Source organism: Mesorhizobium sp. WSM4983 (assembly GCF_029625765.1).
Lineage (GTDB): Bacteria > Pseudomonadota > Alphaproteobacteria > Rhizobiales > Rhizobiaceae > Mesorhizobium.
The window spans coordinates 251,268-264,236 of sequence record NZ_JARTVM010000003.1; the positions used below are offsets into that span (position 1 = coordinate 251,268).

The following is a 12,969-nucleotide window of genomic DNA, read 5'->3' on the forward strand; positions in this document are numbered from 1 at the left end:
GCCGCCGTGCATCGAGGCATCAGCCAAGCACCATCGACCTGGAACCGAGAGACGGCGGGGACCGAACTCATGGCCGCACAAACACGACCCAAGAAACCGATCCGCTGGCATATCGGCGTCTTCCTGGCGCCGGCGGTGCTGGTCTACACGGCAGTCATGATCCTGCCGCTGTTCGGCACCCTGCAGCTTTCTCTGTTCCGCAACATCAACCAGGCGCAAGTGTTCGTCGGGTTCGACAATTTCCACAAGCTGTTCGGCGATCCCAACTGGTCGGTGAATTTCTGGAATGCGCTCAGGAACAATGTCTGGTTCTTCATCATCCACATGCTGGTGCAGAATCCGATCGGCATCCTCTTGGCGGCGCTGCTGTCCAGCCCGAGACTGCGGTTTGCCGCCTTCTATCGCACCGCGATCTTCGTGCCGACGATCCTGTCCTTCGTCATCGTCGGCTTCGCCTGGAAGCTGATCCTGTCGCCGATCTGGGGCGTGGCGCCGCACCTGCTCGACTTCGTTGGGCTGAAGAGCCTGTTCACGCCGTGGCTCGGCAAAGAGCAATATGCGCTCACCGCGCTCAGCCTCGTCTCGGTCTGGCAGTTCGTCGGCATCCCGATGATGCTGATCTATGCAGCACTTCTGTCGATCCCGGACGAGGTGATCGAGGCCGCCGAATGCGACGGCGTCACCGGTATGGCGCAGTTCTGGAAGATCAAGCTGCCGCTGATCCTGCCTTCGATCGGCATCATCTCGATCCTGACCTTCGTGGGCAATTTCAACGCTTTCGACCTGATCTACACCGCGCAAGGGGCGCTCGCCGGTCCGAATTATTCGACCGACATTCTCGGCACCTTCCTCTACCGCGCCTTCTTCGGTTTTCAGCTGCAGGTCGGCGATCCCAACATGGGTGCCGCGATCGCCACGATCATGTTCCTGATCATCCTCGCCGGCGTCTGCGTCTACCTGTTCCTCGTCCAGACGCGCCTGCGTCGCTATCAGTTCTGAGGCGAGCCATGAGCACCGCAACACATTCGCTTCCCCGCACCATCGGCGCCCATGCGGTCCTTTTGACCTACACGGTGATCGCGCTGTTCCCGGTGATCCTGGTCATCATGAACTCGTTCAAGTCGCGCGCCGGCATTTTTGGCGCGCCGCTGACGCCGCCAACGCCGAAAACCTTCGACCTGATCGGCTACACCACCGTGTTCGGCCAGGGCGACTTTCTGCATTATTTCCAGAACAGCCTCGTCGTCACGGTCGCCTCGCTGTTCTTCGTGCTTCTGTTCGGCGCCATGGCCGCTTTCGCACTGTCGGAATACCGCTTCCGCGGCAACACGATGATGGGGCTCTATCTCGCGCTCGGCATCATGATTCCGATCCGCCTCGGCACCGTCGCCATCCTGCAGCTGATGGTGGCGAGCGGGCTGGTCAACACGCTGACGGCGCTGATCCTGGTCTACACGGCGCAAGGCCTGCCGCTCGCCATCTTTATCCTGTCGGAGTTCATGAAGCAGGTGTCCGACGACCTGAAGAACGCCGGCAGGATCGACGGGCTGTCGGAGTACACGATCTTCTTCCGGCTGGTGCTGCCGCTGGTGCGCCCGTCGATGGCGACGGTCGCCGTCTTCACCATGATCCCGATCTGGAACGACCTGTGGTTCCCGCTGATCCTGGCGCCGTCGGAAGAGACCAAGACGGTGACGCTCGGCGCGCAGCTCTTCCTGGGCCAGTTCGTCACCAACTGGAACGCGATCCTGGCGGCGCTCTCGCTGGCGATCCTGCCGGTGCTGATCCTCTACGTCATCTTCTCGCGGCAGCTGATCCGCGGCATCACGTCAGGAGCCGTCAAGTGAGTGCAGAACAGCCTCTTCGCGTCGTCGTCGCCGGCCTTGGCAATATGGGCCGCAGCCATGCGCTGGCCTATCACACCAATCCGGGCTTCGAGATCGCCGCGCTCGTCAACCGTTCCGAGGTGCCGCTGCCGGATGGGCTCGCGGGCTATCGCATCAGGCGCTCCTTCGAGGATGTGCTGCGCGACGAGAAACCGGACGTCGCCGCCATCGCTACTTATTCCGACAGCCACGCCGACTATGCGGTGCGGGCGTTCGAGGCCGGCTGCCATGTCTTCGTCGAGAAGCCGCTGGCGACCACGGTGGCGGACGCCAGGCGCGTCGTCGATGCCGCCAAAGCCAACGGCAGGAAGCTGGTGATCGGCTATATCCTGCGCCACCATCCGTCCTGGATGCGGCTGATCGCCGAGGCGCGCAAGCTCGGCGGGCCATACGTATTCCGCATGAACCTCAACCAGCAGTCCTCCGGCCACAGCTGGGAAACGCACAAGCAGTTGATGCAGACCACCTCGCCGATCGTCGATTGCGGCGTGCATTATCTCGACGTGATGCTGCAGATCACCGACGCCAGACCGGTCGAGGTGCGCGGCATGGGCGTGCGGCTCAGCGATGAAGTGGCGCCCTCGATGTATAATTACGGTCACCTGCAGGTGCTGTTCGAAGACGGCTCGGTCGGCTGGTACGAGGCCGGCTGGGGACCGATGGTTTCGGAGACCGCCTTCTTCGTGAAGGACGTGATGTCGCCCAAAGGCTCTGTGTCGATCGTCATGAAGGAGGGCGTGAAGTCCGACGACATCGACACGCACACCAAGACGTCGACCATCCGCCTGCACAGCGCCGCGACCGGGCCGGACGGAAAGTTCATCAAAGAGGACGAGTTGCTGTCGATGGAAGGCGAGCCGGGGCACCAGGAACTCTGCGATCTTGAACAAGCCTTCCTGCTCAAGGCCATCCGCGAGGACATCGACTTGACCCGCCACATGGAGGACGCGGTGAAGTCGCTCGCCGTCTGCCTCGCCGCCGACCAGAGCGTGCACACCGGCGCGCCAATCAAACTCTAGAACAAGGACGAAGCCGTGGGCTCGCTGAACATCGAGAACGTGAAGAAGGCATTCGGGCCGGTCGAGGTGCTGAAGGGCATCGACCTCGAGGTCAATGACGGCGAATTCGTCGTCTTCGTCGGCCCGTCCGGCTGCGGAAAGTCGACGCTGCTGCGCGTGATCGCAGGGCTAGAGGATTCGACCTCCGGGCGCGTGGTGATCGACGGCGACGACGTCTCCGTCACGCCGCCGGCAAAACGCGGCATCGCCATGGTGTTCCAGACCTACGCGCTCTATCCGCATCTGACGGTGAAGAACAATATGGGGCTCGGCCTGAAACAGGCCGGCACGCCTTCGGCCGAGATCGAGCGCCGCATCAAGATCGCTTCCGCGATGCTGTCGCTCGAGCCCTATCTCGAGCGGCGGCCGGCGGAGCTGTCGGGCGGGCAGCGCCAGCGCGTCGCGATCGGCCGCGCCGTGGTGCGCGAGCCGAAGCTGTTTCTGTTCGACGAGCCGCTGTCCAATCTCGACGCGGCACTGCGCGTCAACACCAGGCTGGAGATCGCGCAGCTGCACCGACGGCTAAAGGCAACGATGATCTACGTCACGCACGACCAGGTCGAAGCGATGACGCTGGCCGACAAGATCGTCGTGCTCAATGCCGGCCGCATCGAGCAGATCGGCAGCCCGATGGAGCTCTACAATGCGCCGGCCAATGAATTCGTTGCCGGCTTCATCGGCTCGCCGAAGATGAATTTCATCGACGGCGCCAAGCTTGGCGAGACGGCGAAGACCGTCGGCGTGCGCCCGGAACATCTGACCGTCGATGCAAAATCCGGCGCCTGGAAGGGCACGGTGGTGCATGCAGAGCATCTCGGCGCCGACACCAATCTCTATCTCGACTGCGAGAAGGCCGGGCTGCTCACCGTGCGGATCTTCGGCGTCTACAATGCCGAACCGGGCGCGACGCTCTATGCAACGCCGGATCCGGCGAAGACGTATCGGTTCGGGGCAGATGGAAGGGTGTTGAAGTAGCGCCGGCCTCCCCTTCTCCCCTTGCGGGAGAAGGTGGATCGGGGCGCAGCGCCGAGACGGATGAGGGGTGCTCCAGCGGAGTGCGACGCTTACTTCTGCAACGCAGAGATCGTTCCAACACCCCTCATCGGCCGCTTCGCGGCCACCTTCTCCCACAAGGGGAGAAGGCGAGGTCTGCGCTTACTCGTCCGCCTTGAAGGTCTGCTTCTGCTGGCCCATGCCCTCGATGCCGAGCTCGACGACGTCGCCGGCCTTCAGGAACACCGGCGGCTTCATGCCCAGCCCGACGCCGGGCGGCGTTCCGGTGGAGATGATGTCGCCGGGATGCAGCGACATGAACTGGCTGAGATAGGAAACCAGATATTTCACGCCGTAGACCATCGTCTTGGTCGAGCCGTTCTGCATGGTCTTGCCGTTGACCGTCAGCCACATTTTGAGGTTCTGCGGGTCGGCGATCTCGTCCGTGGTCACCAGCCAGGGGCCGATCGGGCCAAAAGTGTCGCAGGACTTGCCCTTGGTCCACTGGCCTTGGCGCTCGGCCTGGAAGGCTCGCTCGGAAACGTCGTGCGCGACGCAATAGCCGGCAACATAATCCAGCGCGTCGTCCTCGCTGACATACTTCGCCGTCTTGCCGATGACGACGCCGAGCTCGACCTCCCAGTCGGTCTTGACCGAGCCGCGCGGGATGAGCACGTCGTCATCCGGCCCGACGATAGCCGAACTCGCCTTCATGAAGATGATCGGCTCCGGCGGCACGGTGGCGCCGGTCTCGGCAGCGTGGTCGGAATAGTTGAGGCCGATGCAGATGAATTTCCCCGTGCCGGCCACGCAGGCTCCGATGCGTGGGCTACCGGAAACAGCCGGCAGCGATTTCGGATCGAGCTTCGACAGCATCTCCAGCGAAGCCGGATGCAGCGCCGTGCCGGCGATGTCGGCGACATAGGCCGAAAGGTCGCGGATCGTGCCATCCTGATCGAGCAGGCCGGGACGCTCGCTTCCCATCTCGCCATAGCGCAGCAACTTCATCTTTTCTCTCCACCTTGCGGCCAAAGACCGATTTGCAAAACTTTCCGCCACGACCTCATGCGAAAATCGGGCGGACCCTAGCCATCAGCCTGGTACCCCGCAAGCGCGGACTCCACGCAGTAGGTCGGCAGGCTGGATTTTTCAGACTTTTCGATGCTTCCGATGAACGCGTAGCCCCGATCCGATCTTCCTGTTCGCCCACTAGCACTGCGAACCGCCCCCAATTTTCGAAACGGGCGTCAGATCGACCAGCCGCCATCAATATTGTAGGCCTGCCCCGAAGTGTAGGTGGCGCCCGCCAGATAGACGGCGAGATCGGCGATTTCTTCCGGCGTGCCCAGCCTTCCCATCGGCTGGCGGGCGATGAAGGCGGCGCGCGCCGCCTCATAATCGCCCTGCGCATGCATGCGGTCCTGCAGCGACGGGCTCTCGACCGTGCCCGGACAGATGGCGTTGCAGCGGATGCCCTTAGCCACATAGTCGGCGGCGACCGCCTTGGTCAGGCCGACGACCGCGGCCTTGGTCAGACCGTAGACGAAACGGTTCGGCACGCCCTTCTGCGAACTCGCCAGCGATGCCATGTTGATGATCGAGCCGTCGCCGCGCTCCAGCATGCCGGGCAGCACGGCGCGGATGGTGCGGATCATAGAGCGGACATTGAGATTCAGGGCGAAGTCGAGATCGACATCCGTCATTTCGAGGATCGAGCCCGAATGGACGAAGCCGGCGCAATTGAACAGAACATCGACCGGGCCGATCTCGGCGAAGGCCGATGTCACGGCTGCGTCATCGAGCACGTCGAGTTTGCGGGTTTTTATGCCGGAAGTCTTGCCGAGTTGGGCCAAAAGCTGCTCGTTGATGTCGGTGGCATGAACGGTGGCGCCGGCCTTGGTGAAAGCCAGCGCGCTCGCCCGCCCAATGCCTTGCGCCGCCGCGGTGATGACGACCACTTTGCCTGCCAGATCCGCCATGCTTCCCTCCGGTGTCGCAAGCTTTCTTAGTGGCGGCCAGACGGGATGCAATGTGCCAGGCGAGCCTGACCGCTATTCCGCAGGCCAATTGTTTTTTCTGGTTAAAGAACACATGCCGATGCGTCAAGCCTGGAAGCCTGCGGCAAACGCGCCGAATTTGCGGCGCGAGTGTCGTCAAACCAGACCCGGTCTGGAACGCGCTTAGTCGCCGTAAGGCACCCAGACGTTCTTGACCTCGATGGCGCGGCGCAGGACGGCCTCGCCAGCCGCCTCGCTCGATGTCCAGTCGAGGCTGCGGCCATTGCCGGTCCAGACGCGCTTGAGGTTGCCGATGGAATCGGCCTCCGCCTTGGCGCAGGTGTCGGCATCGGCAAACACCCAGAGCCCATCGACGTCGTCGTGCTTGGCCAGAACGCCGCAGAGCTCGGCGCTGCGGCCGGTGACGATATTGATGGCGCCGGCCGGAATGTCGGAATATTCGATGATCTGGTAGAGATCCGTGGCTAAAAGCGGGTGACGCTCGGACGGCACGGCCACCACGGCGTTGCCCATGGCGAGCGCCGGCGCCACCAGCGAGACGAAGTTGAGGAGCGGCTGATTGTCCGGCGCAACGATGCCGACGACGCCGACAGGCTCGTGCAGCGCAAGCGTCACGGCGCGGGCCGGCGGCTGGTGGACGCGGCCCTCGAACTTGTCGGTGAGGCCGGCATAGAGGAACAGCCGCTCGATGGACTGCTCTACCTCCTCGCGCGCTGCCTTCGCCGTCACGCCGGTGAGTTGGACAAGGCGTGCAGCGAACTCATCGGCACGGCCCGAAAGGTTTTCCGCGAAGTAGTAGAGCACCTGGCTGCGGTTGAAGGCCGTCGCGTCCGGCCAGGCCTTGCAGGCGCGCGCGGCGGCGACCGCGTCGCGGATATCCTTGCGGTTGCCAAGGCCGACTTCGCCGGCAAGCTTGCCCTTGGCGGTGGCGACGGTCAGCGAGTAGTTGCCGTCCGGACGCACCTGCTTGCCACCGATGAACAGCTTTGCCGTGCGGTCGATGGCCATACCGTCAGCCTGCTCGACGACCTGCGCCGAGCCGACTGCGGCCGGCTTGATGGCGGGGCCGACCGGCAGCTTGGCGGCAAGATATTCGAACATCCCTTCCCGTCCGCCTTCGCGACCGAAGCCGCTTTCGCGATAGCCGCCGAAGCCGCAGGCCGCATCGAACATGTTGGTGCCGTTGACCCAGACGACGCCCGCCTTCAATTGCGGCGCGACATGCAAAGCGAGATTGACGTTCTCGCTCCACACCGAAGCGGCAAGACCGTAACGCGTGTTGTTGGCTAGCTCGATCGCCTCCTCGGTGTTACGGAAGCTCATCGTCGCCAGCACCGGCCCGAACACCTCCTCCTGCGCCAGGATATTAGCCGGCGAAACAGAGGTGGCGAGCGTCGGCAAGTGATAGTAGCCCGTCGTCGGCAAGGCAGCGTCCGGCTGCCAGCAAGCGGCGCCCTGCCTGGCGCCCTCGGCGATCAGGCCCTTGACGCGGTCGAGCTGCGTGCGGTCGACCAGCGGCCCGATGTCGGTGTTCTTGTCGAGCGGGCTGCCGACGCGCAGGCGGCTCATCCTGACCTTGACCTTGGCGATGAAGGCCTCCGCGATGCCTTCCTGCACCAGGAGCCGCGAGCCGGCGCAGCAGACCTGGCCCTGGTTGAACCAAATGCCGTCGACCAGTCCCTCGACGGCGCTGTCGAGGTCGGCATCCTCGAAAACGACGAAGGCCGATTTGCCGCCGAGCTCCAGCGACAGCTTCTTGCCCGATCCGGCGGTTGCCTTGCGGATGATCTTGCCGACCTCGGAGGAACCGGTGAAGGCGATCTTCTGCACGCCCGGATGGTTGACGATGGCGGCACCCGCCTCCGGTCCGCCCTGAACGATGTTGACGACGCCTTTCGGCACGCCGGCGCGCTCGCAGATCTCGGCGAACAGTATGGCGGTGAGCGGCGTGAATTCGGCCGGCTTCAGCACCACCGTACAGCCGGCCGCGAGCGCGGGCGCGATCTTCCAGGCCAGCATCAGCAGCGGGAAGTTCCACGGAATGACCTGGCCGACGACGCCGACCGGCTTGTGGCCGGGAAAATCCTTCTCGAGCGTCTGCGCCCAGCCGGCATGATGGATGAAGTGGCGGATCGCCAGCGGCACGTCGATGTCGCGGCTCTCGCGGATCGGCTTGCCGTTGTCGATCGATTCCAACACCGCGAACAGGCGCTGATGGCGCTGCATGGCGCGGCCGATGGCATAGAGCACTTTGGCTCTGGCGTAGCCCGAGGATGCCGACCATTTCGGCAGCGCCTTTGCGGCCGCCGCAACCGCGGCGTCGATGTCGCCGGCGCCGGCATCCGAGATCTTCGCCAGCAGCTTGCCGGAGGACGGCTCGCTGGTATCGAAAGTCTTGCCGCTTGCCGCCGCCTTCCAGGCGCCGTCGATGAACAGCGCCCTGGAAAAATCGCGGCCGGCGAGCCAGGCGTCGGCCTCGTTGCGGGCTTCCGGCGCCGGGCCGTACTCCATGGCGCGATAACGTTCTAGGATGTTCATGGGGTCGCTCCTTTACCCTTCCCCGTGTGGGGAGGGTCGATCGGCGAAGCCGATCGGGGTGGGGGTAAATGGCTAATGGTTTGGTGCATGGATCAGGCAGATTTGTTTTTCGACCCCCACCCCGCCGCTTCGCGGCGACCCTCCCCGCAAGGGGGAGGGGGGTGGCTCACGCCATCGCGTGGCGATGGTTGGCCGAATAGTGGCCGGTCAAATGATGTTCGAGCTGGCGCTCGATGTCGGTGAGCAGGCTGGAGGCGCCGAAGCGGAACAGCTGCGGCTCGAGCCAGGGCCGGCCAAGCTCTTCCTTCATCAGCACCAGCCAGTCGAGCGAGACCTTCGCGGTGGAAATGCCGCCCGCCGGCTTGAAGCCGATCAGATAGCCGGTCTCCTCGAAATAGGCGCGGATGGCGCGCACCATGGCAAGCCCGACGGGAAGCGTGGCGTTGACGCTTTCCTTGCCGGTCGAGGTTTTTATGAAATCGGCGCCCGCCATCATCGCCACCATCGAGGCCAGCATGACGTTGCGCAGGGTGGCGAGATCGCCCGTGCCTAGGATGACCTTGAGATGGGCTTCGCCGCAGGCGGCGCGCATGGCGACGATCTCGTTGAACAGTTCGCGCCATTTGGCGCCGTAGACCAGCCCGCGCGGGATGACGACGTCGATCTCGTCGGCCCCGTCCTTCACCGAGGCCTCGATCTCCTGCAGGCGGGTCGAGAGCGGCGCAAGGCCGTGCGGGAACGCTGTGGAGACGGCCGCGACATGGATGCCTGTGCCACGCACCGCATCCACGGCCGTGGCCACGAAGGGATGGTAAACACAAACCGCCGCGGGGCGGATCGTTTCGTCGGCGATGCCGAGGCCCTCGACGATGTCCCGGCGCAGCGGATTGATCGCTTTGGCGCAGAGCCGGCGCACACGCTCGTCGGTGTCGTTGGAATTCAGCGTGGTCAGGTCCATGCAGGCGATCGCGCGCAGCAGCCAGGCGGCCTGGTTGTCGGCCTTGATCGAGCGCCGCTTGGTGAGGGTCGCGACGCGGCGCTCCAGCGCCGAGCGGTTGACGCTGCGCACGGATTCGAGGAAGCCGAGGTCCAGCTTCATGCCAGGATTGCGAGCAATGCCGTGCTCCAGCGGCATCGGCGTGTTGGCGGCGGCACGCGCCGGCAGCGGCATGATCTTGGACGCGCCTGCGCCGGCCTCGCGGATGGTGCTGCTCATCTCCTGCCCTTTCATTCAGCGACGTGCACTGAAGATAGCCCGCGAAGTTGTCCTTCACGAGTCCTTCAGTGGCTCATAGCGGAAAAAGGCGGCAAAAGCAGTAGGTTTTTGACCGCATGGTCAAAACACTAGGAGATGCCTCAGCCGACGAAGGCGCGCTCGACGACGAAGCTGGCGGGATGGCTGAGCGAGCCCTCCTCGAAGCCGAGGCTTTCGGCGAGCTCCTTGACGTCCTTCAGCATGTGCATCGAGCCGCAGATCATGATGCGGTCGGTCTCCGGATTGAGTTTGTCGATGCCGAGGTCGGAGTAAAACTTGCCCGAGCCGATCAGAGCCGTGATCCGGCCCATGCGCGCCGACTCCTCGCGGGTCGTCGAATTGTAGAGCGTGACACGCCCGCCGGTCAGCTCGCCGATCAGCGGATCGGTCTCGAGCGCAGCCACCAGTTCCTGGCCGTAGGTGAGCTCGGCGTTGTCGCGGCAGGTGTGGGTGAGGATCACCTGATCGAACTTCTCATAGGTGTCGGGGTCGCGCAGCAGGCTGGCGAAAGGCGCGATGCCGGTGCCGGTCGAGATCATGAACACGCGCTTTGCAGGCGTCAGCGCGTCGAGCACCAGCGTGCCGGTCGACTTCTGGCGCATGATGACGGTATCGCCGACCTCAATCTTCTGCAGCTCGGAGGTCAGAGGACCGTCCGGGACCTTGATCGAGAAGAATTCCAGCTCGTCGTCCCAGGCGGGGCTGGCAACGGAATAGGCGCGGAAGATCGGCTTCTCGGCATTGGGCAGACCGATCATGACGAACTCGCCGGAGCGGAAGCGCAGCGACTGCGGGCGGGTGATGCGGAACGAGAACAGGCGGTCGGTGTAATGCTTCACCGATACCACGGTCTCGGCATAGACATTGGCCGGGATCGGGAACTGCAGCGGCTTTGCGCCGGCAAGGTTCAACGCGGATGTCGTGTTCATCAACCCAACTTTCCGGCGCGGACGCGAGGCGCTGGCGCCAAACTTTCTCGTGCGCGCCCGAACGGTCAGGTTCCGACGTGCTCTCTGCACACTGCCAAGCGGTAAGCTCTTGTGTCCGGAATTTATTAGTATACAAATGATCTTCAGGTCAAGATGGCAGCGTAAAACGGCTTTCCAAACCGAGGCATATCCGTAGTCCTGGCATTTCGGGTTTCGGCAATGAATGAGAAATTTTCGGCGTCGGCGGGAAGCGTGGTTGCCGGCATCGATGTTGGGGGAACCTTCACCGATCTGCTTCTGATCGACGGCAAGGCCGGCGGCAAGGTGCACATCGCCAAGACCCCGACGACGGTGGAAAATCAGGCCTTCGGCGTGGTCGCCGCACTTGGCGCGACCGGCTTTCCGGTCGAGGGCATCGACCTCATCGTGCACGGCACGACGACCACCACAAATGCCGTGCTGGAGCGCCGGCTGGCCAGGACCGGCATGATCACGACGCGCGGCTTCCGCGACGTGATCGAGCTTGGACGGCGCACGCGGCCGCAAGCCTATGGCATGACGGGCACCTTCGTGCCGGTCATTCCGCGCGATCTGCGGCTCGAAGTTTCGGAGCGCGTCGAGGCGTCCGGCGCGGTTCGCCTGCCGCTCGACGCGGCCGAAATGCGCGATGCCGTGAAAAAGCTGCTCGACGCCGGCTGCGAGTCGCTCGTCATCCATTTCCTGCATTCCTACGCCAACCCCTCGCACGAGCGGCGCGCGGCCGAAATCGCGGCGGAGCTCTGGCCGAACGGCCACATCACGACCGGCCATGCGCTGCTTTCGGAGGCGCGCGAATTCGAACGCGGCGTGACGGCGGCGGTCAACGCCTCGGTGCAGCCGATCCTGGAGCGCTATGTCGAGCGGCTGCGCAAGGAGCTCGCGGCGAAAGGCTATGCGCGCGACTTCCTGATCATGAACGGCAATGGCGGCATGATCTCGGCCCGCTTCGTCACGCAGGAATCGGCAAAGACCGTCATGTCCGGTCCGGCTTCCGGCGTCATCGCCGCCGCTTACACGGGAAAGCGTGCTGGCTTCGCCAACTTGGTGACCTACGATATGGGCGGCACCTCGACCGACGTGGCGCTGATCCGCAACGCCGAGCCCGCGGTCTCGAACGAGATCGAGATCGAATATGCGATGCCGATCCATGTGCCGATGGTGGCGGTGCACACCGTCGGCGCCGGCGGCGGCTCGATCGCGCGCGTCGACGCCGCCGGCCTGATCCAGATCGGTCCGGAAAGCGCCGGTGCCAATCCCGGCCCGATCTGCTACGGGCGCGGCGGCACGGAACCCACCATCACGGATGCCAATCTGGTGCTCGGGCGGCTGGCGCCGAAGAAGCTGCTTGCGGTCGACAATCCGGTCACTGTCGAGCGCGTCACCGCAATCTTCGAAGACAGAATCGGCAGGCACACGGGCCTTTCCGGCGTCGAGGCGGCCGGTGCCATCTTGAGGCTCGGCAACATGAAGATGGCGGGCGCCATCCGCATGGTTTCGGTGTCGCGCGGTCACGACCCGCGCGATTTCGCGCTGTTCGCCTTCGGCGGCGCCGGCCCACTGCACGCGACGGCGCTGGCCCGAGAACTCGGCCTGCCGAAGGTAGTGGTGCCGGCACGCCCCGGCATTACCAACGCGCTCGGCTGCGTCGTCGCCGACCTCAGGCACGACTTCGTCAATACGGTCAACCAGCCGGTAGCGAGCCTCGACGAAGCAAAGCTTCGCGAGTTGTTGGAACGGCACCGAAACGAAGGCGAGGCGCTGATCGGCAAGGAAGCGGTGAAGCCCGATGCAATCCGCGTCACCCACTCCGCCGACATGCAATTCGTCGGCCAGACGCACATCATCAACGTGCCGCTGCCCTCATCCTCGGTTTCACGGGCGACGCTGCAGCAGCTGTTCGAAAAAGCCTATTTCGCGCGTTTCAAGGTCGAACTGCCGGAGATCCGCGCCAATCTCGTCAACCTCAACACCTCGGTGACGGGCGTGCGGCCGCAGATCGACCTGTCTCAGCTGATCGACCCGGCAGGACGCGCGGCGACGCTGGAGGAGGCGCGGCGCGAGATCCGGCCGGTCTGGTACAGCGGGCGCTGGCACGACACGCCGGTCTATGCGCGCGAAAGGCTGCCGCTCGACGCAGCAATCGAAGGGCCGGCGATCCTCGAGCAGATGGACGCCACCACCGTGCTTGAGCCCGGCGATCATGCGCGTTCGGACGCCGACGGCAACATCATCATCGACATCGGCGAGGCCTGA

At 64.2% G+C, this 12,969-nt stretch carries 10 protein-coding genes; 5 read left to right on the forward strand and 5 right to left on the reverse strand.

Features of this window, described 5'->3' with window-relative positions; genetic code table 11:
• The first annotated feature begins 69 nt into the window (after nt 1-69).
• Genes P9254_RS12070 through P9254_RS12085 form a run of 4 tightly spaced genes read left to right on the forward strand, consistent with a single transcriptional unit; the run spans nt 70 to nt 3,919 of the window.
• Nucleotides 70-999 (forward strand): carbohydrate ABC transporter permease, encoded by a 930-nt coding sequence (locus tag P9254_RS12070; RefSeq protein ID WP_095799125.1) that lies wholly within the window; start codon nt 70-72, stop codon nt 997-999.
• Between the two features lie 8 nt (nt 1,000-1,007).
• Nucleotides 1,008-1,847: a carbohydrate ABC transporter permease gene (locus P9254_RS12075; RefSeq protein WP_066996124.1), complete on the forward strand. Its 840-nt coding sequence runs from the start codon at nt 1,008-1,010 to the stop codon at nt 1,845-1,847.
• Complete coding sequence (locus tag P9254_RS12080; protein WP_278054937.1) at nt 1,844-2,905, forward strand: Gfo/Idh/MocA family protein; 1,062 nt, start codon at nt 1,844-1,846, stop codon at nt 2,903-2,905. The genes P9254_RS12075 and P9254_RS12080 overlap by 4 nt, the downstream gene beginning before the upstream one ends.
• Nucleotides 2,906-2,920: 15 nt before the next feature.
• Nucleotides 2,921-3,919: an ABC transporter ATP-binding protein gene (locus tag P9254_RS12085; RefSeq protein WP_066996130.1), complete on the forward strand. Its 999-nt coding sequence runs from the start codon at nt 2,921-2,923 to the stop codon at nt 3,917-3,919.
• A gap of 180 nt (nt 3,920-4,099) precedes the next feature.
• On the opposite strand, the gene P9254_RS12090 is transcribed toward P9254_RS12085, so the two are convergent.
• The 5 genes from P9254_RS12090 to P9254_RS12110 form a co-directional block, all read right to left on the reverse strand.
• Nucleotides 4,100-4,945 carry a fumarylacetoacetate hydrolase family protein gene (locus P9254_RS12090; RefSeq protein WP_095799123.1) on the reverse strand — a complete coding sequence of 282 codons (846 nt, stop codon included), beginning with the start codon at nt 4,943-4,945 and terminating at the stop codon, nt 4,100-4,102.
• Nucleotides 4,946-5,184: 239 nt separating this feature from the next.
• Complete coding sequence (locus tag P9254_RS12095) at nt 5,185-5,916, reverse strand: SDR family oxidoreductase (RefSeq protein ID WP_127240432.1); 732 nt, start codon at nt 5,914-5,916, stop codon at nt 5,185-5,187.
• Between the two features lie 201 nt (nt 5,917-6,117).
• A complete protein-coding gene (locus P9254_RS12100) occupies nt 6,118-8,493 on the reverse strand; it encodes an aldehyde dehydrogenase family protein (RefSeq protein ID WP_127243147.1) in 2,376 nt (791 codons plus the stop codon).
• Nucleotides 8,494-8,659: 166 nt separating this feature from the next.
• Nucleotides 8,660-9,709, reverse strand: a complete 1,050-nt coding sequence (deoC, locus tag P9254_RS12105; RefSeq protein WP_095782195.1) for a deoxyribose-phosphate aldolase — start codon at nt 9,707-9,709, stop codon at nt 8,660-8,662.
• Between the two features lie 140 nt (nt 9,710-9,849).
• Nucleotides 9,850-10,677 carry a ferredoxin--NADP reductase gene (locus P9254_RS12110; RefSeq protein WP_095782194.1) on the reverse strand — a complete coding sequence of 276 codons (828 nt, stop codon included), beginning with the start codon at nt 10,675-10,677 and terminating at the stop codon, nt 9,850-9,852.
• A 219-nt stretch (nt 10,678-10,896) separates the two neighbouring features.
• Between P9254_RS12110 and P9254_RS12115 the strand changes: the two genes are divergently transcribed.
• Complete coding sequence (locus P9254_RS12115) at nt 10,897-12,969, forward strand: hydantoinase/oxoprolinase family protein (protein WP_278052333.1); 2,073 nt, start codon at nt 10,897-10,899, stop codon at nt 12,967-12,969.